Below are 23628 nucleotides of genomic sequence, written 5' to 3' on the forward strand. Positions count from 1 at the left end.
TCCCTAGTCCCAGAAAGGTTGCTGGAGTTGCTGGCCATCTGCTGAAAAAACAACCTCCATTTCTGCTGTCTGGTTTTTAAGGACGATCTGGAAAGAAGTGTTGTGATTTTTTACGAAAGCCTCTGCTTCCGAAATCTGATATCCCGGGTATTTCTTGGCAATGGAATTAGCGACGGCTTCTGGTAGTTGCGCTGCAGGTATAGCGCGCTTGTACTGCGTCAGTGCTCCTGCATGCTGGAAAAGGGCACTGTGCGCTGCGGCATGCACCGTAAAGTCAGCTTCGTAGTCTTTCCCGCTTTTTTCCCAGGCTATGTCGAAGGCAAGCGGAAAGGTGGCCAGTAAATTTTTTCGCACTTCCAGCGGTACTTTCTCAGGCATGACGTCGTCATCACAGGAAATCAGGGTTGCTGACAACAGAACGATGGTGATGAGTTGCTGCTTCATGAGTGAGCTATAATAAAGAATAAAGGACAAGTAGGTAATTGGGGCTAAGATTACAAAGCAAATCTGAAGAAAATTTGTAGAATGCTAATTTTAAAGTAATTGAAGCCTTTGAGGTCGATGGGTGAGGTAAAAAGGCGGGCAGAAAAAGTACAGGAACAGGACAGGCAACAATAGAGCAGGTATAAATCTAAAAAAGGCCCAAGGCGTATTGCCCCGGGCCTTCTTTAAAAAGTATCCGTCAGGTAATTAATCCCAGTAGGCTTGGTCTACCTTCTGACCATCGGCAGAGAAAACGAGTTTTTCGTCCGTGCTGGTCATATGGTCAAGTTCTACCTGATACAAGGTGTCGCCATCCTGCACCAGCACTTCGGGGTCGTCTATTTTGTGATCGGCGTAATTCTGGCTGATGGTTGCCCGGATGGCCTCCGGAAGTTCGGCTTCAGGTATGTCGTACTTGTGTTTCAGCACAGTGCCCGATGCATTGAGCATGGCGTTGTAATCCACTCTGTCTACATCAAAGTCAGCCTCGAAGTCTTCTCCCTTCTTCTCCCAGTCTATACCTGTTGCGTTCGGGAAGCTGCTCAGTAATGCTTCACGCACAGTGGCAGGCACATCCTCGATCTTTATGTCATCGTCGTTGTTATCGCAAGATAGTAAGGTCCCGGTCATTAAAAGGAATGCAAAAGCGGTTGCTCTCATGGTATTAAGTTTTATGTTTAAAAAATTACTTATACCTATTTACTGAGCGATTTTGAAGGAAATCTGAAGGGGTGGGGTTTTTTGAGAATTAGCGGGAATAAAAAAGCGACTACCGGATAACTGACAGTCGCTTTTCTAATGTTTTAATCCGGGGCTATACCTTCCCTACGCTTCCTGCTCCACTACTTGTTGCTTTTTCTCCGCCTTGTAAAGCAAAGTAGAGCAGTTGTTCGGGTCGAGTACCTGCCTGGCGCAGCGCAGGATGTCCTGCGGCGTGATGGCCTGTATCTTCTCGCCCTCGGTGTTTACGAAGTTGGCGTCGCCCAGCAGCTTGCCGTAAGCCAGGTTCATGGCGCGGTTCAGGAGTTCGATCTCCGAGAAGACGATCGAGGTCTCGGCTTGGTTCTTTACTTTGTTCAGTTCTTCTTCCTCCACTAGCTGCTCCATCAAATCTTTATTAATGGCCTCGATGGCAGTATTGGCTTCCTGCAGGTCCACGCCTTCGTTGAGTTTGCCCTGGATGATGAGCAAGCCCGGCTCGATGGAACCCGTCACAGAGGCGGAGATGGAGTTGAACAGCTTCTGCTCTTTTACCAGTTGCTCGTACAGGCGCGACGATTTGCCACGACCCAGTATATCACTGATTAGGTCAACAGCATAGTAGTCTTCGTGATTGCGGTGCGGCATGTGATAAGCCTTGTAGATGGCGCTTAGCGGCACGTCGGCACTGGTCTCGAGTACACGCGGCGCCTGCTGCTTCGGCTCGTGCGGTATAGCGCGCTCGTATTTCTCGCCGGCAGGTATAGGGCCGAACCACTTTTCGGTCAGCTCCTTCGCCTTGTCAAAGGTCACGTTGCCAGCTACCACTAGGATGGCGTTGCTTGGGGAGTAATGTTTCCTGTGGAACGCTTTCACAATGTCCATGGTCGCGTCCTCGATGTGGGCGATCTCCTTGCCGATGGTCGCCCACTTGTAGGGGTGCTGCTCATAGGCCAGCGGACGCAGTTTCAGCCACACATCGCCATAGGGCTGGTTCAGGTAGTTCTGCTTGAACTCCTCTACCACCACCTTGCGCTGCACTTCCAGGCCGTTGTCACTGAAAGCCAGGTCCAGCATGCGGTCCGACTCCAGCCAAAAGCCCGTCTCGATGTTCTGGGCCGGCAGGGAGAGGTAATAGTTGGTGATATCGGGGCTGGTGAAGGCGTTGTTTTCGCCGCCCACACGCTGCAGGGGCTCGTCGTATACGGGTATGTTTTTGGAGCCGCTGAACATCAGGTGCTCAAACAGGTGCGCAAAGCCGGTATGCTGCTCTACCTCGTCGCGGGAGCCCACGTCATACAGCACGTTCAGCACGGCCATGGGAGAGGTGTGGTCTTCGTGCACGATCACACGCAGGCCGTTATCCAGCGTAAATTCCTCGAAATGTATCATAATCTTCTTCTCTTTAAAGGGTGGCAACCCGTGTTACCTTTGCCTGATTTCTTTCCTGTCATTTCTTTTTCAACAGGTATAGCTTGTGCCCTGTTCAATCAAAACCGGCAAACACTTGCAGGCCTGACAGGTTTTCTGTAGCTTTTGCTCTCTTTACGGGCTTTCGGACGCCGCTTGTTGCGTATGCCGGGGCCGGTAAGGCACGAAGTACCGAACAAATTTATAAATTAGCACCATAATCGGTGGCCTAAGCAAACGTTATGCTGCCATACCACAACGAATTTTTCGCATCACAAGATGAACTATAACCGCAAAGAATATTCTGACGACGAACTGATCGCCTTATATAAAGGTATCCTGAAACCCCGCATGATCGAGGAGCGCATGCTCGTGCTGCTACGCCAGGGCAAAGTGAGCAAGTGGTTTTCAGGTATAGGCCAGGAGGCTATCTCGGTAGGCTCTGCCATGGCGCTGGAATCAGACGAGTACATCCTGCCGCTTCACCGCAACCTGGGTGTGTTCACGAGCCGCGAAGTGCCTTTGGACAGACTCTTTGCGCAATTCCAGGGCAAGAAGACCGGCTTTACCAAAGGCCGCGACCGTTCTTTCCACTTTGGCACCAACGAGCACCACATCGTGGGCATGATCTCGCATTTGGGTCCGCAGTTGGCGGTGGCCGACGGTATAGCCTTGGCCGATCTGCTCGATAATAAGGAGAAAGTGGCGCTGGTGTTCAGCGGCGACGGCGGTGCTTCGGAGGGCGACTTTCACGAGGCGCTCAACGTGGCGGCTGTCTGGAACCTACCGGTTATTTTCATGATCGAGAACAACGGCTACGGACTTTCCACACCGAGCAACGAGCAATTCAAGTTCAAGCATTTCACTGACAAAGGCCCGGCCTACGGTATAGACGCCCTGCAGATCGACGGCAACAACATTGTAGAGGTATACGATACGGTACGCCAGGCCGCCTACAGCATGCGCAAGAACCCGCGTCCGATGCTGATCGAGGCGATCACCTTCCGCATGCGCGGCCACGAAGAGGCCAGTGGTACCAAGTACGTGCCACAGGAGCTGTTTGAGAAGTGGGCCAAGAAAGACCCGGTGGAGAACTTCGAAAAGTACCTGCTGGATGAAGTGATCCTGACACCCAAAGCCATTGAAGGTATACGCGAAGAGATAAAGGCCGAGATCGAAGAAGGACTGCAGACCGCTTTTGCCACGCCGATGCCAGAGGCTAACCGCGAGGAGGAAATCGAGGACATGTACCGTCCTTTCGAGCAGGAAGTGATCAAACCGGCTTCGGAAGCCAAAACCGAGCGACGCTATGTCGACGCCATTTCGGATGGCTTGCGCCAGAGCATGGAGCGCTACCCGGAACTGGTGCTGATGGGGCAGGACATTGCCGAGTACGGCGGCGTGTTCAAAATAACAGAAGGCTTTGTGGATAAATTCGGCAAAGACCGCGTGCGCAACACCCCGCTTTGCGAATCGGCGATTCTAGGTATAGGCCTGGGTATGTCGGTGAAGGGCAAGAAGAGCATGGTGGAAATGCAGTTTGCAGACTTTGTGAGCGCCGGTTTCAGCCAGATCGTGAACAACCTGGCCAAGAGCCACTACCGCTGGGGCCAGAACGCCGATGTGGTGGTGCGCATGCCAACAGGAGCCGGTACGGCCGCTGGTCCATTCCACTCGCAGAGCAACGAAGCCTGGTTCTTCCATACCCCGGGCCTGAAGGTTGTGTACCCGTCCTCCCCTTACGATGCCAAAGGCTTGCTGAATGCTGCCATCGAAGACCCGAACCCGGTGATGTACTTTGAGCACAAGATGCTTTACCGCTCCATTTCGCAGGAGATTCCGGACGATTACTATACTGTCGAGATCGGCAAGGCCAGATTGGTGGTCGAAGGGTCTGATATTTCGATCATCACGTACGGCATGGGCGTGCACTGGGCCAGGCAACTGCAGCAGGAAATGACGGACATCAGCTTCGACATCCTCGACCTGCGCTCGCTGCTGCCCTGGGACAAAGAAGCCGTGCGCGACACCGTGGCCCGCACCGGACGCGTTATTGTACTGCACGAAGACACCATGACGGGCGGCATAGGCGGTGAGATAGCGGCCTGGATCGGCGAGCATTGCTTTGAGCTGCTCGATGGCCCGGTAACACGGGTTGCCAGCCTGGATACGGCTGTGCCGTTTGCGCCGCCGCTGGAGCAGGAGTTCCTGCCAAAGCAGCGCCTGCGCGAGAAGGTGGAGAGCATCATGGCATTTTAGCGGAGATTAGCTTAGATAAACTTATATTGCAGTGTGATGCAGAAAAGTAGATATTGGGTACTAGGCCTGCTGTGCATAGCACTGCTATTCGGAACGGGCTGCCAGCGCAAGGGTATACCTTGTCCGAAGCCGGGTAAGACGGCCAAGGTGTCGGGCAAGAACGCCACCGGGCTGGAGTCGGTGAAGGTGAGCATGGACAAGAACGGCCGTGTGAAGAAGAAGCGCATGGGAATTTTTTAAGGGAGCAACCCCTATTCCCGAATTCAGTATAACAACTGTAGACGGAAAGCTGTTATGAAGAAGCTGGGATTTGATAAACAAACGAAATGTTTGGTGGTAATGACAGGTATGCTGCTTCTGGCAGTTTTTCCTGCGTTCGGTCAGATTACCTATACCATGACGGACAAGCACGGGCGCCTGATGCGTCAGGCCCTGCGCGATGCCGACCAGGTAGAGGCCGCCACCTACAAGGAAACCCACCTGAACATGGAAGCCTATACCTTGAAGAAGGGCGAATCCGGCAAAGTGCGTAAGCGTTCGGGTTTCTTCAAGTCCAGGCACAGTAGCAAAGATGCTGTGCAGCGTGGGCAGGCTGACCGTGAGAAAAAGAAACTCAGGCTTTTCCGGAAGAAGGAGAAGTAAACCTAACCAGATAGCAATGAATTGGCATCCGCTTACAAGCGCAGAACAGTTAGATAACATAATTGAAGAGTCAAAGCACACCCCGGTGGTGATATTCAAGCACAGTACGTCCTGTTCTATCAGTTCCACTGCCAAGAGCAGGCTGGAGCGCCAGTGGGACGGTGCCAGTGTAGACCATATAAAGCCTTACTACCTCGACCTGTTGCGCTACCGCCCGGTTTCGAACGAAATAGCGGAAGTGTTTCAGGTACAGCACCAATCGCCCCAGTTGTTGCTTATCCAGGACGGTATGTGCACGTATGACGCCTCGCATTTAGGCATCAGCATCGATTCTATGAAAAAGAGCCTGGCGGTTTGAGGCGAAGTCGCGCAGAAGACAGGCCACACCGATAATTCGTAATACTCCTTATAAGCGGCCCTACCTGCCTGGGGTTTTTTGCCGGGCTGTGTGGCTTCGAATGCCTGATACCTGCCTGCTTTTGGATCTGGCTTTTTGATAGAACATACCTAACCCAAACTGTATAAAGGTGGCAAGAAACCTGGTACTCACAATTGCTATGACGCTGCTGCTGGTATTGCCGGCAACAGCTCAGTCTGACGATGACTTCAGCAATGAGCTGAGCTACGGCATCAACCTGAACTCGAACGGTGGTTTGCTGGGTGGCGCGTTTGTGCGCAGCTCCTGGTTTATGAAAGAGCGGCTCTACCGTTTCGGCGGACTCGAGATCGTGGAGATCAAGCACCCGAAAGAAAACAGGCTGTATAACCCGGGCTCCGGCGACCATTTCATAGCAGGCAAGCAAAACCACTTCTTTTCGGTGCGCCCGCATTACGGTCTGGAGCACGTGCTTTTCCGCAAGGCTGCCGAGAGCGGTGTGCAGGTGAACGCCCTGGGCGCAGTCGGCCCCTCCCTGGGCCTGCTTATACCTTACTACATCCGCTACGACTATGGCAGCGGCCTGGGCAACGACGTTCGCACGGAGGCCTATGATCCGAACAAGCACCTGAGCTTTGAGAACACTCTGGGTAATGCCAACGTGCTTACCGGTCTGGGCGAAACCAACGTTAACCTGGGCGTGCATGCCAAGGTAGGCCTTAGCTTCGAATATGGCCGCTACCGCGAGAGCATCACAGGTATAGAGGCTGGGTTTATGGTGGAGAAGTTCTTCAAAGACATGGTCATGATCCCGCAGACCGAAAACTACAGCACCTTCACCTCCGTGTACCTGAACATCTACTACGGCCGTCGCAAATAAGCGGCGCCAAGAACATTTCCATGCAACCGTTTGTTGAGAAGGAAGTGCCCCGGGCATAGGCGGTGTTGCCTTAATTTCCTGGTGCATTTGCTGAAGTCTTAACGCATTATACCTATCTTTGCAGCATGGATGAAATGATGACACTTCCGGTAATACAACCCAACGCTAAGCCCGAGGGGCTCAATGCTTTGGGTCAGCCCCGCAAGCCAAACTGGCTCCGCGTGAAGCTGCCGGTAGGGAAAGAGTATGCGAAGGTAAGAAACATCGTAGACGAGTATAAGCTGCATACCATCTGTGAGAGCGGTAACTGCCCGAACATGGGCGAGTGCTGGGGAGCCGGCACAGCCACTTTCATGATTCTGGGCAATGTGTGTACGCGCAGCTGCTCTTTCTGTGCCGTGGCCACGGGCCGCCCTAACGAATACGACGTAGACGAGCCGCGCCGTGTGGCCGAAGCCATACAGCTGATGGGCGTGAAGCACGCCGTAATCACTTCTGTAAACCGCGACGAACTAAAAGACCGCGGTGCCGCCATCTGGCACGAGACCGTGCGCATGGTAAAAGAGCTTTCTCCTGCCACTACCATCGAAACCCTTATACCTGATGTGAAAGCCAGCTGGGATGCGCTGATCACCATGATCTCGCCGGGCCAGGAAGTGGTTTCGCATAACGTCGAAACCGTGAAAGAGCTCTATCGCCGTGTACGTCCGCAGGCAAAGTACGAGCGTAGCATAGAGCAGATCCGCCGCACCAAGGAGTATGGCAAGCGCACCAAAACCGGCATTATGCTGGGCCTGGGCGAAACACGCGAGCAGGTATACCAGGCCATGGATGACCTGGCTGCCAACGGGTGCGACATCCTGACACTGGGCCAATACCTGCAGCCAACCAAGCTTCATATTGAGGTGGCTGAGTTTATTCACCCGGATCTGTTTGAGCACTACAGGGAAGAAGGCCTGAAGCGGGGGATCAAATACGTAGAGTCTGGCCCACTGGTGCGTTCATCGTACCACGCTGAACGTCACGTAAATGTATAGCCAGAATTTTATATAAACTTTTAAAGAATTTTTAGAAAGTTTTATTTTAATTCTCCGAGTGCCCTATTGGTATGCAAAAGCCGATAGGGCACTTTTTTATTGCACTGTTTTCCTTCCCTAAATTTCCCTATTTTATTTAAGATTTTTTCAGTTCCTTTGCCCACTTCAGTAACAAAAGGTGTATAAAATAAGCATTTCCTGCAACTAAAGGGCGTTTAATTAGTATATCCAGATATTCAAGTAGTGGTGCAACGCTATATGCCCATATTCGAATCTTTGTACTGTAAATCCACTTTATTGAAAAAAATATTTACCTGGACGATCTGGGAATAATGTTATGCAATTGCTGTTATAACATTCTATTAGAAGCTATATATTGTATTTTTTATATTGTACTAAACTTATTTACAATATATAAGTATCATGATATAGTAAAAATTTATGGAAATACGTTTATATTTATGCCTGATTCATTACGCTTTTTTACATATTCCCTATGAGTAGAATTCTACTGCTTCTCACCCTTTTTCTGACTACTGCTACCACCCTGAGCTTCGGGCAGTCAGAAATCAACTTAGGCCGCGTTAACAGGTTCATTGCGCTGGCCAATGAACAGATCGTCGTTAAAGGCCCCGACAAAACATGGATTCGCGGCGACATCGGCATCAGCCCCGGCAAGGTCATTGTCGGAGAGGAATTCCTTGAAGTAACCGGCAAGAAAGAGAAAGGTACTGAAATAGCAGCGGAGGCGATGGCTGACGCGAACAGGCTGTATCAGGAACTGATCGCCCTTCAGGAGATCGAGAACCTAAACCCTGACCTGGGCAATGGACGCGAGATCTACCCTGGTGTTTACAGCATCACGGGCAATGCCACGATCAGTGGTATTTCGCTGTTGGTGACACAGGATGGCAGCTCTCCTATTTTCGTGTTTAAGATCAGCGGTAACCTGAAAGTAAACCCGGGCGCTCTCAGCCTTTCTGGCGTAGGTGTTGAAACTAAAAATATCTACTGGGTTGTCGACGGTGACGTAGAGATTCAGGCCCCAAGCAGCCTGTACGGCAACATCATTGCCACAGGCGACATCACCTTTGGCAAAGGCGTTTCGCTGTATGGTCGGGCCATCTCACTGGGAGGCACCATCTATTTCGAGAACAACCCGACGGTGCTGCAGAACGTGACGAACGCCGACCTGTATGTCAAGAAGAATGTTGACAACACAAACGTATCGCTGGGCTCGCGCGTGACCTATACCATTACGGCCATCAACAACGGACCGGGTATAGCCCGCAACGTGGCAGTGAAGGAGCGCATCCCAACCGGGTTGAAGTTGGTGGAAGTAAAGCCTGCTACAAAAGGAACTTACGACCAGGTGAAGAACGAATGGGTGATTGGTGATATGGGGGTGTATGAAGAGCAAAGCCTCCGCCTGGTATTTGAAGTAACCGGTACCGGCAATATCACAAACGAGGTAATCATTATCGGAGATAACCCGGATCCTAATCCTGATGATGATAAAGACGAGGAAGAAATAGTGCTGCCAAATTTAGGGCTGACCAAACGCATTGTCGATCCGAAATCGAGCTATAACCTGGGCGATGTGATTGCCTACGAGATCAAGATCGTAAACACGTCATCCAAAGAGGAAAAGAACATAAACGTTAGCGAGCAGCTGGCAAGCGGGCTTAAGTATGTGCGCCACGAGGCGACTGCGGGCACCACCTATACCCCGGCTACAGGCATTTATAACATCCCCACCCTGGCGGGCAATGCATATGCTACACTCATCGTGTATGCCCAGATCATAAGCACGGGCAACATCCGTAACGTGGCCACGATCATCGACCGTCCGGATGACAAGGATCCGGATGACAACGAAGAAGAAGTAGTGATCGTCCTGCCTGACCTGGGCGTGACTAAGAAACTTATTGATCCGAAGGAAAATTACAAAGTAAATGACGTGCTGGCTTTTGAGATCAAGGTTTCAAACAACGCCTCTGCACCTCAGACCAATGTAAATGTGCGTGAGCAGTTGCCGAAGGAGCTGGAGTATGTAAGACATACCGTTACGAGTGGTGCCACGTACGATGCCAAAACAGGTATCCTCAACATTGCAACGCTGGCCGGAAAAACCACGGCGACACTGATTGTTTACGCCAAAATTGTGGGCACGGGAGCGATCCGTAACGTGGCCACGATCATCGACCGCACGCCGGACAATGACAAAGACCCGGACAACGACGAAGACGAGGTGGAGATCATCCTGCCAGACCTGGGCGTGACCAAGGAACTGGTAAATGCCAAGGCAGAATACATGGTAGGCGAAATGGTGCAGTACCGCATTGTGGTGACTAACAACGGTGCTAAAGTAGAGAAGAATATCGTGGTCGGCGAGAAATTGCCTGCAGGCCTTCGGTTGGTAGACTTCAATGTTAGCAATGGCACTTCGTATGATCCGGCAACCGGCGCATTCAAAGTTCCTTCGCTGGAGGCAAAAGCAACGGCCGTGCTTGTGATTAATGCTCAGTTAATGAAGGCTGGCCAGGTGCGCAACATTGCCCGTATCATCAGCAAAGATAAACCAACTCCTACGGACCCAAATAACCCGGATGATCCGAACAACCCTGACGATCCAGATAACCCGGGCGACCCTGATGATTCTGACCCGGACAACGACGAAGACGAGGTAGTGATTCCGGAGGTGAAATGTAGTTCAAACATTACGCTGTCATTTGTAGATGCGCCCACTTCGGTATGCCGTGGCGGGGAGCTTACATTCAAAGCAACGTCGGATGTGATCGGGGGTACCTATACCTGGTCACTGCCAGCAGGCTGGAAAACGGTAAGCAAATCAGCTGACGGCAGCACCATAACCGTTACGGCGGGCACCACGCTGAACGCTCAGACGGTAAAAGTAACCGTGAACACCCAGTGTAAGGATGTTAACAAGACTGCCGAAACCACTGTGAATGTGACCGGCGAACCAACAGGAGTAGCGATTACCGGAGAGGCTCTCATTTGCTTCAACAGCACGACAGGTATAGCGCTGAGCGCCGCATCTGTGGAAGGGCTTACCTATAAGTGGACGCTGGACAGCAACCTCGAGTTTGTAGAAGGTACTAACGATGCCGGCACCAGCGTGCGTGTTCGTCCGAAAGGACAGAGCCTGCTGGGCGGCAAGGTATACCTGACGGTGACCAATGCCTGCGGCTTTAGCACCACCACCGAGAAGGTGCTGATCGTGACGCCAACACCGGCTATACCGAAAATCATCACAGGTAACCTGGACTTATGCGAAGGCGAGGAAACGACTTTCAGCACGCCAATAGTAACAGGTGCCACCAGCTATACCTGGACCTTCCCGGCTGATTGGACCATTGTAAGTAAAGAGGAAAATGGCAGAGTAGTAAAAGTGAAAGTTGGTAAAACAGGAGATCAGATCACGGTGAAAACCGGGAATGACTGTAATACAAGTGCAGCCCTCAGTGTACCTGTGAAAGTGACCCTGAAACCAGTAGCACCATCTATTTCCAACACGGCAACTACCGGCTGTATCGGCGCTAAGCTCACGTTCAGCATCGCATCCCCGGAAGTAGGCATGGCCTATACCTGGGCAGTGCCGCAGGGCTGGAGCGCCGACAAACTGACGGGTACCAGCATCATTGTAACAGTAGGTGAGACAAGCGGCGATATTGAGGTATACGCAACCAACACGGTGAAAAACTGCGGTGCGGGTGCTGTAACGAAGCTAGCTGTTTCGCCGTCGCTGAAGCCGGCAACACCTGGCGCGATCAAGAGCAACCTAAACGTGTGCCTTAACAGTACCGGCAACTCCTTCAGCATCGAGGCTATACATGGCGCTACCACTTACGAGTGGGAAACGACCGGCGGCCTGACGATAGAAGGAGCCAGCAACGGCACAAGCATTACAGTGAAAGCGGCTGAAACAGGCGGTACCGTGCGTGTACGTGCCATCAACGGTTGCGGTATGAGCGACTGGTCTAGCCTGAACATCGACATCACCATGCCTCCTGCTCCTGTTACCCGCATCACGGACAACAGCAGCGTGTGCGAAGGCCTGATCTATACCGCTGATCCGGTACAGGGAGCTACTTCTTATACCTGGACGGTAACAGAGGGCTTCACCATCGAGTCTGGTCAAGGTACTACTACTATTAAGGTGAAAGCCAGCAGCCCGACTGCAACAGGCCGCGTGAGTGTAATTGCCTACAACGGCAGCTGCGCAGGCTCGGCCGAGTTTAGCATCGACATGGATGCCAAGGTAGCCGATGGACAGCTGGACTTCCCGAAAGCCTTCAGCCCGAACGGCGACGGCAAGAATGACGATTGGCTGGTGAAGAACCTGGACAAGTTCCCGGACAATGAAATGGTGATTTTCAACCGCTGGGGGTCTGAGGTGTTCAAGCAGAAGAACTACAAGAACGATTGGGCCGCCAAGGGACTGGAACAAGGTACTTACTTCTACAAAGTAAGGGTGAAGCTATGCGATGGCAAGTACCAGGACTACACCGGTTACGTGACCATCTTCCGATAAGCGAGTGCATTCATTTGAAAATTTTATTACCATGAGAATACTTTATACCCTGCTGGCGCTGCTCTTCACCTTTGCCGCGAACGCCCAGCAAAACCCGCAGTACTCGCAGTACATCTTCAACAGTATGGCCATTAACCCGGCTTATACTGGCACCAAAGGTGTGCTCAACATCAACGCCTTCCACCGCTCGCAGTGGACGGGTATAGACGGAGCGCCTACGACACAGGCCCTGAGTGTGGATGGCCTGACCAGCCACGAGCGCCTGGGCCTGGGCTTGAACTTCACCCGCGACAAGATCGGCGCCTATTCCACCACTTCGGCTTATGCCAATGCGGCGGCCCGTGTATCGGTGAGCGCCCGTGGAACGCTGAGCCTGGGTATAGCAGCTGGTGTAGTGCAGAGCGTGGTGGATGGTTCAGAGCTGGGTATAGTGGATGATCCGAGCATACCTGCCGGAAAAGATGTGTTCTACCGCCCGGATGTGAAATTGGGTGTGTACTTTAACACGCCGCGTTTCTACGCAGGTATATCCGCCTCCGATTTGATCCAATACAAAGACGTTTTCCAGATCGAGCCGGTTCGCCACTACTACTTCACAACAGGCTATGTGTTTGACGTGAGCAGCTTTGTGAAGCTGAAGCCAAGCGTGCTGATCAAGGAGGACTTCAATGCCCCTGCCAATGTGGACCTGAACGGTTTTGTGCTACTGGGCGACCGCCTGTGGCTGGGCAGTTCTTACCGCACCAGCATGAACCTGTTCAACAAGAACGAGGAAGCCGATCCTGTGACGAAGCGCACGGCCATGGCCCTGATCGCAGAACTGCAGGTGACCAATGCCTTGCGCCTGGGTTACTCTTACGACCGCATGCTCAACGACCTGAATGGTTTTCACTCACACGAGATCTCAGTGGGTTACTACTTCTTCAAGAAGCAGGACACGAAAATGCTGACGCCGCAATACTTTTAATATTAGCTCTTACCGCATATGAATTTCAGACATATACCCTTATACCTTACTGCTGCTCTGATCCTGAGCGCAGCCCCTGTGGCCGAAGCGCAGCAGGAGCTTCGCAAGGCAAACAAGCACTACGAAAAGTTTGAATTTGCGCTGGCTCTAGAGCAGTACAAAAAAGCAGCTGAGAAGCGCAAGCCGGATGTAAAAACAGCCGAGCGCATCGCCGACTCTTACCGCCTGACACGCCAGACCGTGGAAGCGGAGCGCTGGTATGCACAGGTGGTGGCCATGCCGGGCCGCGATCCGCAGAACATTTACCATTATGCAGAGGCGCTGCGCAGCAATGGCAACTACGACGAAGCCAAGCAGCAGTACATGTTGTGGGCCGAGGAAGTGCCGGCTGCAGAGGAACGCGCGCAATACCTGATGGCCTCCTGCGACAAAGCCATGAACTGGATAAACCAGAAAATGCCACTGGCCGAAGTACAGCGCCTGAGCGGACTGAACGCCCAAGGCTTCTCTGACTTCAGCCCGATGAACTACGGCAAAGACGCGATCATTTTCACATCAGACCGTGGGGTAGATCAGGAGGGAAAAACTACCGGCACCTACGGCTGGACCGGTCGCCCCTATCTGCAGCTCTTTATGGCCAGTCGCGATGGCAACGGCAATTGGGGCAAACCCACGGCGCTGCACGAAATGATCAACGACCAGTACCACAACGCCACAGCTTCGGCCACGGAAGACGGACAAACGCTGTACTTCACCCGTACCCAACTGGTGCAGCAGCGCAAGTCCGGCAATGCCGACCCGACGAGTTGGGTAGACAAGTCGCAGGTGGAAGAATACATCAACCGTCTGGAGATTTACTCCTCACAACGACGCGGCACTACCTGGACAGAGATCAAGCCATTCGCTTTTAACAAAGTGACAGAATACTCCGTGGGCCATCCGGCCCTTTCGCCTGATGGTAAGATCATGTACTTTGTGTCGGACATGCCGGGTGGTGTGGGCGAGACGGACATCTACTATACCTTGCGTCAGCCGGACGGAAGCTGGGGAGAGCCCGTGAATGCCGGTATCCTGATCAACACGCCGGGTCGCGAAAGCTTCCCTTACGTGGACCAGGATGGCAAACTGTACTTCTCGTCTGACGGGCACATGGGCATGGGCGGTCTGGACGTTTTCGCGGCAGAGGGCAAACACGCTGCTTGGACGGCTGTGAACAACATGGGCCACCCGATCAATTCGTCGAAGAATGACTACGGCATCATGTTCAACGAAGACGAAGAAACCGGTCTGCTGTCGTCTAACCGCGAAAGCAGCAACGGCACCGATGATATCTACAGCTTCAAAGTGTTGCAGAAGCCCGTCGTGATCGCTGTGACTACGCTGGAGCGCAAGCAGAATGCGCAAAAGAAAAACGTGCAACTCCCGCTGCCACAGGTGCAGCTCCTGATCGCGCTACAAAACGTGAACGATAGCAGCACAGTTGTGACAAACACAAAAGGGCAGTACTTTATGGATGGCCGCAAAGGAAACTCATATGTCATGCAAGGCTCCAAGCAAGGCTACCTGAATCAGCACGCGCTGGTGGTGGTGCCCAAAACCGCTCCGGATACCTTGCAGGTAGCCATGGTGTTTGACCGTGACGAGAAGAACGTAGCCATTGTGCTGGAGAATATCTACTACGACCTGGACAAGTGGGATATCCGGTCGGATGCTGCCAAAGAACTGGATAAACTCGCCGAAGTGCTGGTGGCAAACCCGACGATCAAGATTGAGCTGAGCTCGCATACCGATAGTCGTGAAAGTTTGAACTACAACCAGGTGCTTTCAGAGCGCAGAGCCCAGGCCGCCGTGGATTACCTGATCGGGAAAGGTATAGCCAAAGACAGGCTGACAGCCAAAGGTTACGGTAAGACCAAGCTGGTGAATAAATGTACCGATGGCGTGTCTTGTCCGGAGGAAATGCATCAGCAGAACAGAAGAACCGAGTTCCGAATCAGGTAAGGACTCCCTTTAACAGAATTTAATTTCATTAGCTTTCATAGTTTGGAAAGGCTCCGCAGATTCTACGGAGCCTTTTTTCATTTATAGCTTCCTGATGATTTAACGTTTGTTGCCAGCTGCACTATGTACCACCCAATATATGACTCCATTTGAGTTGTCGGTGATCAGGAGTGAATCGTCATTATGGGCAGCTCGTCCAACCACTCGTCCAAACTGCGCTTCGGTGTCATCTACCAAAAAGGCCGTCACAAAATCTACAAACTCTTTTGGCTGACTAAGTTGTTTCACGTGCGCATCGGTCGCTTCAGGCCGGGCTTGTTTAAAGGTATGGCCTTCTACGGATGCGCTGACTAGTTTCTCACTTCCCTGATCAAAGGCTGAAGTGCGGGTGAGTGCCGTTGCCAAGGCAGTCGTAAGTATTTTTCAGATGATCTTTATTCGATTAAATTCAGGAAAATGATTGGTGATTTGAATTAACCGAACGCCAGTTATGATGGTTGTAAATGGGAAGGCTTAGCAAATCCTGCATAATTTTAACCCTTTACAGGTATAAGCCGTTTTGTTAGCAGCTAACTTGCACCCATGAACCCAACGCTACTCCCGCTACGCCTCTGTTTCCTGACTATCCTGCTGCTGTTGCCCCTGTTGAGTTATGCCCAGCAGCAGGTCACGGGCCAGGTACTGCGCGCCCAAACCCGACAGCCGCTGGAAGGAGTGACCATCACGGCCAGTAGCGGCGAACAAACGCTGACCAACGCTTCCGGTCGCTTTGATTTAACTGTAGAAGACCAGGCGGCTTTCATTTTGATCTCACACATCGGGTATAAGCCGGATACGGTGTTAATGCAGCACTTACAGCCAGGTATAGCACTGCAGGTATACCTGCAGCCATTAGCAGCAAACCTATCGGAAGTAGTCGTAACAGGCTATGAGAGCAACCGACCTTTGCTGGAAACTGCCGGCGCCATCAGTATCATCGACCGGGAAGTAATCGAGCGTTTTGACGAAAGTTCTCTGGTGCGGGCAGTGAACACCGTGCCAGGTGTGCGGATGGAGGAGCGGGCTACGGCCAGTTATCGGCTTTCTATCAGGGGTAGTAGTTTACGCTCGCCTTATGGCATCCGCAACGTGAAGATATACCTGGGCGAGATTCCGTTTACCGAGTCGAACGGCATCACGAATCTGAACCTGCTGGATGCGGCCAACTTCAATAGCGTCGAAATTCTGAAAGGCCCAACAGGAAGCATTTACGGAGCGGGAACAGGCGGCACGGTGTTGCTTGAACCGCGGAGGGCGGCTTCCGGGGAGAGGGTTTTACAGGTGGGCACCACCTTCGGGTCTTTTGGATTGAAACGCTATACCGCCAGTGCTAGCGTGGGTGGCGAGAAGCAGAGTCTATACCTGCAGTATACCCGCCAGCGACTCGACGGCTACCGGGAGCAATCGGGCATGGACCGCCAGACACTGCTGCTCACCTCTATTTTCAATCCATCCGGGAAGAGCACGATCCAGGCTAACCTGGTTTACTCCGATCTGTTTTACCAGCTCCCTGGCGGACTGACCCGGGAGCAGTATGAGCAAAACCCGCGGCAGGCACGCGGCGGCACGTTCGGGAGCGTGGCACAAAATGCCTCCATGAACCAGCAAGGTATAAACCTTGGCCTGTCGCAGGAGTACCGCTTTAGCGACAACTGGAAAAACACGACCGCCCTGTATGGCCTGTTCCGATATAGAGACCACCCGTTCAATACCGACTACGAGCGCAACACCAACCAGGAATACGGGGCCCGAAGCCGATTTCTGTATACTACCAACTTAGGCGATATAGGAACAACGATCACCTTCGGAGGGGAATACCAGCGCGGCTTTGAGGCTGCCCGCACATACGATAACAACCGCGGCCGCACCGATTCGCTGCGTACCGACGACGAAGTGCTGGCCAAAACCGGCTTGCTTTTCACGCAAGCTGAATTCGAGCTACCCAGCAACTGGATCGCAACGGCTGCCCTCAGCCTGAACGACACCCGGTATGAGATCACGCGCCTGCACCAGGCTCCCGATGGTGGCCCCTACCAGTATACCCGCGATTTCAGCGCGGTGCTTTCGCCACGTGTGGCCTTGCTCAAGCGCCTGACCGATCAGGTGTCGTTGCATGGTAGCGTAAGTGCGGGTTTTTCACCACCCTCCGAAGAAGAGTTGCTTACCTCCGATGGCGCGCTCAATCAGGATTTGGAAGCAGAGAAAGGCATTAACTACGAGGCAGGTATACGCGGCTATACCTTGGGCAGAAAGTTGAGCTTTGATGTGGTGGCCTTTCATTTCCGGTTGCGCGAAACGATTGCAAGCCGGCAGGACTTATCCAGTATAGCTGTGTTCAGAAACGTGGGTGCGACTTCGCAGAGCGGACTCGAAGCTGCCCTGGGCTATACCTTGCTGGAAGATGCCACACAGCTAGTGAGCTTGCTCAAGGTATGGAGCAGCTATACCTACAGCCACTTCCGTTTCCGCGATTACCAGAAAGATGAGGCTGATCTGAGCGGCAACCAACTCACCGGCGTGGCCCCGCACACCTTAACCGCTGGCCTTGACCTGGCCACCCGCTTCGGGCTATACCTATACCTGACGGCCAACTACGTGGATGAGATTCCGCTCACCGACGAAAACACCGTGTATGCCGATGCCTATGTGGTAGCAGGTGCCCGACTCGGGCTGAAACGTGAACTGGGGAGACACTTTGCGCTGGATGTTTTTGCAGGCGCTGAAAACCTGACAGATCAGAAGTATAGCCTGGGCAACGACCTGAATGCTTTTGGCGGACGCTACTTTCAGCCGGCTTCTCCACGAAACTATTATGGTGGGCTGAGTCTGTCGTATCGGCTGTGATTTACCTTCTGACCGGTTGGTTAGGCGGGTATAGCGACAAGATGCTGATGATGGCTCTTCTGATCTTGCGCTCGTCCGTCTGCGTCGCTAGTATGTCACCTTCTGCCACACCGCGCCAAACCAGTTCGTTGGTGCTGGCCGATACCAGATCGATGAGCATGGAGCCGGGCGCATACTGGCCTACGGGCCTGTAGTTGGGAAAGTCGGAGGTGCTGTAGTTGTTGCGGTAGCCGAACCAATAAGCATAGCCAAAATCAGGCGAAGCAGTAGACGCGTCCTGCGCCACCGACACATCATAAGCTACCAACAGATCCGGGTTCTCAGCATCCAACGTCATACCTTTCTTGACCAGTTCTGCAGCAATGGCATCGCGCACCCGCCGGTCCAGCAATGGTTCGTACAGGTTCGGATCGGCAGAGGTATTGGCCATCTCCGGCTCCAAGAGCGCAAAGGTTCGGTAAATCTGGAAATCCACGCTGCGGTCGTAGGCACTGTCAGCTACCATAGAAGGTATACAGCCGCCCAAACCGATCAAAAAAGCAGGTAGAAGGTATAGCCACTGGCTCAGATTAGGTATAGCGTTTCGCATAAGACTGTTGGTTTAGGTATAGGATTGTGACTACAACAGGTATACGGGATGATGCAATGAGTAGGTATAGGCGAAGGGCTAGGGGCAATGTCGTCAACCTAGGGAGCGAACAGCAATATTGTCATCTCGAAAGAATTGAGAGATCTGGATAGACTTAACACCCACACCACCAAAAACAAAAAAGCCTGACCACGAGGGCCAGGCTTTTCAGGTATAAGTCTAAAAATGGATTAGCCGATGGCTACCATCTCACTTTCATTCTCGTTGTAGGCCTCGATCGGAGCGCAAGAGCATACCAGGTTACGGTCGCCATAAGCACTGTCGATGCGGCTAACGGTTGGCCATACCTTGTTGTCGCGCAGGTATGCCATCGGGAATACTGCCTTCTCGCGAGAGTAAGGACGCTCCCAGTTCTCCACCATCACCACTTTCAAGGTATGCGGTGCGTTCTTGAGCACGTTGTCTTTCTGGTCAGCCTTGCCAGCTTCAATCTCACGAATTTCCTCACGGATCGAGATCATCACCTCGCAGAATCTGTCCAGCTCTTCCTGTGCTTCTGACTCGGTTGGCTCCACCATCAGCGTGCCCGCTACCGGGAACGACACGGTTGGCGCGTGGAAACCGTAGTCCATCAAGCGCTTGGCAATGTCCTCTACTTCTACGCCGAACTTCTTGAACTCACGGCAATCGAGGATCATTTCGTGCGCGCAGCGGCCGTTAGCCCCTACATACAGCACCGGGTAGTGTTTCTCCAGACGTGCCTTGATGTAGTTGGCGTTCAGGATCGCCAGTTTGGTAGCCTCTGTCAGACCATCACCGCCCATCATGGCGATGTAAGCATAAGAGATCGGCAGGATAGAAGCAGAACCCCAGGGAGCAGCCGAAATCGCGTGGATCGCTTCCGGACGACCAAGGTCAACCACCGCGTGACCCGGCAGGAACGGAGCCAGGTCTTTCACAACTCCGATTGGGCCCATGCCAGGACCACCACCACCGTGAGGGATACAGAACGTCTTGTGCAGGTTCAGGTGACAAACGTCAGCACCGATGTGGGCTGGCGAAGTAAGGCCTACCTGAGCGTTCATGTTGGCACCGTCCATGTAAACACGGCCACCGTTATCGTGAATAACCTGGCAGATCTCGATGATGGACTCCTCATATACACCGTGTGTAGACGGGTAAGTCACCATCAGGCAAGACAGCTCATTCTTATGTTGCTCGGCTTTCGCGCGCAGGTCCGCCACGTCGATGTTACCTTTCTCGTCGCACTTCACGATCACCACTTTCATACCGGCCATTACCGCCGAAGCAGGGTTGGTGCCGTGTGCAGAAGAAGGGATCAGGGCAACGTTACGGTGATGATCACCACGCGACTCGTGGTACGCACGGATCACCATCAGACCAGCGTACTCGCCTTGTGCGCCTGAGTTAGGCTGCAGCGACATCGCGTCGAAACGGGTAATTTCGCACAGCCAGGCTTCCAGGTTCTTGAAGATCTCGGCATAGCCTTGTGTCTGGTCGGCAGGTGCGAATGGGTGCAACTGACCGATTTCTGGCCAGGTAACCGGAATCATCTCGGCTGTGGCGTTCAGCTTCATGGTGCAAGAACCCAAAGAGATCATGGAGTGAACCAATGAAATGTCTTTGTTCTCCAGGTGCTTCATGTAGCGCAGGATCTCGTGCTCGGAGTGGTGCTTGTTGAACACCTCGTGCGTGAGGTAATCACTCGTGCGGATCAGTTTCTCAGACCAGGTAATCTCTGTCTCTTCTGGCAGCTCGTCTATACCCAGCACGTCAGCAGACTTGCCGGCCACTTTCGCAAACACGGCCAGGATGTCTTGCACGTCTTCCAGCTCTGTGTTCTGGTGCAGGGAAATACCGATGAAGTTCTCTTCGAAATAACGGAAGTTGATGCCTGCCGCTTCTGCCTCTGTGCGGATGGCTGCTTTCATGTCAGCGCTCTCCACTGCAATTTTCAGCGTATCGAAGTAAGCTTCGTTCAGCTGCTCAAAGCCAAGTGCCTTCAGGCCTTTCTCCAGTTGCTGCGCCAAAGAGTGCGTGTTCAGACCGATGTACTTCAGGCGACGTGGGCCATGGTACACGGTATACATACCGGCGATTACCGCCAGCAGTACCTGCGCGGTACAGATGTTCGAAGTAGCTTTCTCACGACGGATGTGCTGCTCACGTGTCTGCAACGCCATACGGTAGGCTCTGTCGCCGGCGGCGTCCACCGAAATACCGATGATACGGCCCGGGATCACACGCTTGAAGGCATCCTTCGTAGCAAAGTAAGCCGCATGCGGACCACCAAAGCCCATTGGCACACCGAAACGCTGTGTAGTACCTACCACTACGTCGGCGCCCATTTCACCCGGAGGTGTGAGCAATGTCAAAGAAAGAATATCAGCCGCTACAGCTACTAGGATATCCTGGGCGTGCGCTTTGCTGATGAAGTCAGTATAATCGAAAATGGCACCGTCGGCAGCAGGGTACTGCACCAGGGCACCAAACAATGTCTCGTCAGAAAAATCTACCTCGCGGTGATCGCCGATCACCAGCTCAATGCCGATAGGTATAGCGCGTGAAGTAAGGATATCCAAAGTTTGCGGCAGTACCAGGTTCGACACGAAGAAGCGGTTGGCATTCTTGCGTGCGCCTTTGCGCTGTGCAAAGAACATACCCATGGCCTCAGCGGCAGCAGTGCCTTCGTCCAGCAAAGAGGCGTTGGCGATCTCCATACCGGTCAGGTCCATCACCATGGTCTGGTAGTTGATCAGCGCCTCCAGACGGCCCTGCGCAATTTCCGCCTGGTACGGGGTATAGGCAGTATACCAACCCGGGTTCTCCATAATGTTGCGGAGGATTACCGGTGGCATGATGGTGTCGTTGTAGCCCAAGCCGATATACGATTTGTATACCTTGTTCTTTCTGGCAATCTCACCGAATTTCTTCAGGAAGTTGGTTTCAGAAAGAGCCTTTGGCAGGTTCAGCGGCTTCTTAAGTCTAATGGCGGCCGGTACGGTCTCCTCAATCAGTTGGTCCAGCGAGTTCACCCCGATGGTTTTAAGCATGTCCTGCATTTGCTCTTTGTCAGGACCGTTGTGGCGCTCCTTAAAAGTGTCAGCAGGTTTTGTTTTAAGAATCATAATGATGAAGTATTGATTGGGAATTTGGGTTTTAACTTTCCAGTGGAAGACAAGCCAAAGGCTCTCTTTCAATAATTTCTACAAAAGTAATAGTAATTGTTTATTATATTGAAGCTTGAAAGCTAAATAGTTCGGGGTGTGGTAAGTGACCTTAAAGGGTGGTACAAATGACCTGTCTATATATAAGGTGTAGTTGACAACATTCCCCAGACTGACAAACACAAAATTCGACAGAAGAATTCAGAAAGACGCATCGATGGAAAAAGTTAAGATTGGCATTATCAGAGAAGGCAAAATACCAGTGGACAAGCGCGTGCCGCTCACTCCTAAGAAGTGTGAAGAGGCCATGCAGGAGTTTCCGGGGGCAGAGGTAGTGGTGCAGCCCAGCGAGGTGCGCTGCTTTACGGACGAAGAGTATGCCGAGCTAGGTATAGCCCTGCAGCCGGACCTGAGCGACTGCGACGCGCTGATGGGCGTAAAGGAAGTGCCGATAGACCAGCTGATCCCGGACAAGACTTATTTCTTCTTCTCGCATACCATCAAGAAGCAGCCGCACAACGCCAAACTTCTGCGGGCGGTGCTCGACAAGAACATCACCTTGATAGACTATGAACTCCTGACCAATGCACAGGGGCAGCGCGTGGTGGCCTTTGGCAGGTATGCAGGTATAGTGGGCGCATATAACGGCATCCTCACCTATGGCAAAAAATGGAAGCTCTTCGATCTGAAGCCCGCCTACCTCTGCCACGAGATGGAAGACATGCAGGAAGAATACTTTAAGGTGAAGCTGCCGCCAATCAAGATCGCCGTGACTGGCGGTGGACGTGTGGCAGGCGGTGCCATGGAAGTACTCGACAAAATGGAAATAAGAAAGGTGAGCGTTTTCGACTACCTGTACAAGCAGTTCAACGAGCCCGTGTACGCCCAGCTGCACTCCGGCGACTACAACAACCGCCCCGATGTAGAGGTATGGGACTCGCCGGATTTCTACGCTCACCCGGAGCTATACCAGTCCACCTTCCGCAAGTTTACCAAAGTAACCGACCTGCTGCTGGCCTGCGCCTACTGGCATCCGCGTGCGCCGAAGCTGTTCACGGAAGAAGACACACGTCAGCCCGATTTCAAAATCGATACCATTGCCGATATCACCTGCGACGTGGATGGCTCTATACCCACTACCAAGCATGCAACCACCATACCTGAGCCCGCCTACGATTACAACCCGGAAACAGGAGGGATCGAGCCCGCCTATAGTAGAAAAGACAACATCACCGTAATGGCCGTCGACAACCTGCCCTGCGAGTTACCCCGCAACGCCTCCCGCGACTTCGGCCGAAACATTATAGATTATGTGTTCCCGCAGTTCTTTAATAAAGATGAAGGCGGTATGCTGGAAAGGGCTACCATAGCGAAAGGAGGAAAACTGACTGAAAGGTATAAGTATCTGAAGGAATATGCGGAGGCAGCAACAGTATAAGAAGTGAGACTCTATATAATAGAGTTATAGCAGGCAAGGTATAGACAAAGCAAAAGTCTATACCTTGTTTTGTTTTAAAGAGAGGGTGAAAACAGGGAATAGCTGTAAAAAACGATCTAATAAGAGGTCGACTGAAGTTACAACAAAAAACTTTGAGATTATTTGAAAGATTTCGGTGGTGCCACACAGACAGTTAGGCGGAACCGCCCGGGGGCGGCGGG

17 protein-coding genes are annotated in these 23628 nt (G+C 52.5%); 11 read left to right on the forward strand and 6 right to left on the reverse strand.

The genetic code is table 11. The features are described from left to right. Positions 1-3: 3 nt before the first annotated feature. The 3 genes from Q4E40_RS12600 to Q4E40_RS12610 all read right to left on the reverse strand — a co-directional run bounded on the left by Q4E40_RS12600 (position 4) and on the right by Q4E40_RS12610 (position 2574). The gene (locus Q4E40_RS12600) at positions 4-444 is read right to left on the reverse strand and encodes a PepSY-like domain-containing protein (protein WP_303412597.1); all 441 of its coding nucleotides are present in this window, start codon (positions 442-444) and stop codon (positions 4-6) included. Positions 445-690: 246 nt separating this feature from the next. Beyond that, positions 691-1143, reverse strand: a complete 453-nt coding sequence (locus Q4E40_RS12605; protein WP_303412598.1) for a PepSY-like domain-containing protein — start codon at positions 1141-1143, stop codon at positions 691-693. Positions 1144-1308: 165 nt separating this feature from the next. Then, complete coding sequence (locus Q4E40_RS12610; RefSeq protein ID WP_303412599.1) at positions 1309-2574, reverse strand: M16 family metallopeptidase; 1266 nt, start codon at positions 2572-2574, stop codon at positions 1309-1311. A 297-nt stretch (positions 2575-2871) separates the two neighbouring features. Here Q4E40_RS12610 and Q4E40_RS12615 point away from each other — a divergent pair, with 297 nt between their 5' ends. The 9 genes from Q4E40_RS12615 to Q4E40_RS12655 all read left to right on the forward strand — a co-directional run bounded on the left by Q4E40_RS12615 (position 2872) and on the right by Q4E40_RS12655 (position 15309). After that, positions 2872-4851: an alpha-ketoacid dehydrogenase subunit alpha/beta gene (locus Q4E40_RS12615; protein WP_303412600.1), complete on the forward strand. Its 1980-nt coding sequence runs from the start codon at positions 2872-2874 to the stop codon at positions 4849-4851. 36 nt (positions 4852-4887) lie between these two features. Beyond that, a complete protein-coding gene (locus tag Q4E40_RS12620) occupies positions 4888-5091 on the forward strand; it encodes a hypothetical protein (RefSeq protein WP_303412601.1) in 204 nt (67 codons plus the stop codon). A 54-nt stretch (positions 5092-5145) separates the two neighbouring features. Then, positions 5146-5493 carry a hypothetical protein gene (locus Q4E40_RS12625; protein ID WP_303412602.1) on the forward strand — a complete coding sequence of 116 codons (348 nt, stop codon included), beginning with the start codon at positions 5146-5148 and terminating at the stop codon, positions 5491-5493. Between the two features lie 16 nt (positions 5494-5509). Beyond that, complete coding sequence (gene ytxJ / locus Q4E40_RS12630; RefSeq protein ID WP_303412603.1) at positions 5510-5851, forward strand: bacillithiol system redox-active protein YtxJ; 342 nt, start codon at positions 5510-5512, stop codon at positions 5849-5851. A gap of 169 nt (positions 5852-6020) precedes the next feature. Further along, complete coding sequence (locus Q4E40_RS12635; RefSeq protein ID WP_303412605.1) at positions 6021-6749, forward strand: hypothetical protein; 729 nt, start codon at positions 6021-6023, stop codon at positions 6747-6749. Between the two features lie 134 nt (positions 6750-6883). After that, a complete protein-coding gene (gene lipA / locus Q4E40_RS12640) occupies positions 6884-7786 on the forward strand; it encodes a lipoyl synthase (protein WP_229733858.1) in 903 nt (300 codons plus the stop codon). A 496-nt stretch (positions 7787-8282) separates the two neighbouring features. Then, positions 8283-12341 carry an ice-binding family protein gene (locus Q4E40_RS12645; protein WP_303412607.1) on the forward strand — a complete coding sequence of 1353 codons (4059 nt, stop codon included), beginning with the start codon at positions 8283-8285 and terminating at the stop codon, positions 12339-12341. A gap of 31 nt (positions 12342-12372) precedes the next feature. Next, on the forward strand, positions 12373-13308 hold the full coding sequence (locus tag Q4E40_RS12650) for a PorP/SprF family type IX secretion system membrane protein (protein ID WP_303412609.1): 936 nt from the start codon (positions 12373-12375) through the stop codon (positions 13306-13308). An 18-nt stretch (positions 13309-13326) separates the two neighbouring features. After that, on the forward strand, positions 13327-15309 hold the full coding sequence (locus Q4E40_RS12655) for an OmpA family protein (RefSeq protein WP_303412610.1): 1983 nt from the start codon (positions 13327-13329) through the stop codon (positions 15307-15309). A 99-nt stretch (positions 15310-15408) separates the two neighbouring features. Here the strand turns inward: Q4E40_RS12655 and Q4E40_RS12660 are convergent, their stop codons facing one another. After that, positions 15409-15714, reverse strand: coding sequence for a hypothetical protein (locus Q4E40_RS12660; RefSeq protein ID WP_303412611.1), 306 nt, complete (start codon positions 15712-15714; stop codon positions 15409-15411). Positions 15715-15891: 177 nt separating this feature from the next. Here Q4E40_RS12660 and Q4E40_RS12665 point away from each other — a divergent pair, with 177 nt between their 5' ends. Beyond that, on the forward strand, positions 15892-18192 hold the full coding sequence (locus Q4E40_RS12665) for a TonB-dependent receptor domain-containing protein (RefSeq protein ID WP_303412613.1): 2301 nt from the start codon (positions 15892-15894) through the stop codon (positions 18190-18192). Position 18193: 1 nt separating this feature from the next. Here the strand turns inward: Q4E40_RS12665 and Q4E40_RS12670 are convergent, their stop codons facing one another. Further along, complete coding sequence (locus tag Q4E40_RS12670) at positions 18194-18781, reverse strand: DUF4136 domain-containing protein (protein WP_303412614.1); 588 nt, start codon at positions 18779-18781, stop codon at positions 18194-18196. A gap of 230 nt (positions 18782-19011) precedes the next feature. Beyond that, positions 19012-21930 (reverse strand): aminomethyl-transferring glycine dehydrogenase, encoded by a 2919-nt coding sequence (gene gcvP, locus Q4E40_RS12675; RefSeq protein ID WP_303412616.1) that lies wholly within the window; start codon positions 21928-21930, stop codon positions 19012-19014. Between the two features lie 256 nt (positions 21931-22186). On the opposite strand from gcvP, the gene Q4E40_RS12680 reads away from it, so the two are divergent. Beyond that, positions 22187-23407 (forward strand): NAD(P)-dependent oxidoreductase, encoded by a 1221-nt coding sequence (locus tag Q4E40_RS12680; protein WP_303412618.1) that lies wholly within the window; start codon positions 22187-22189, stop codon positions 23405-23407. Positions 23408-23628 lie beyond the last annotated feature (221 nt).

The sequence above is a fragment of the Pontibacter coccineus genome, from assembly GCF_030546575.1.
Taxonomy (GTDB): domain Bacteria; phylum Bacteroidota; class Bacteroidia; order Cytophagales; family Hymenobacteraceae; genus Pontibacter; species Pontibacter coccineus.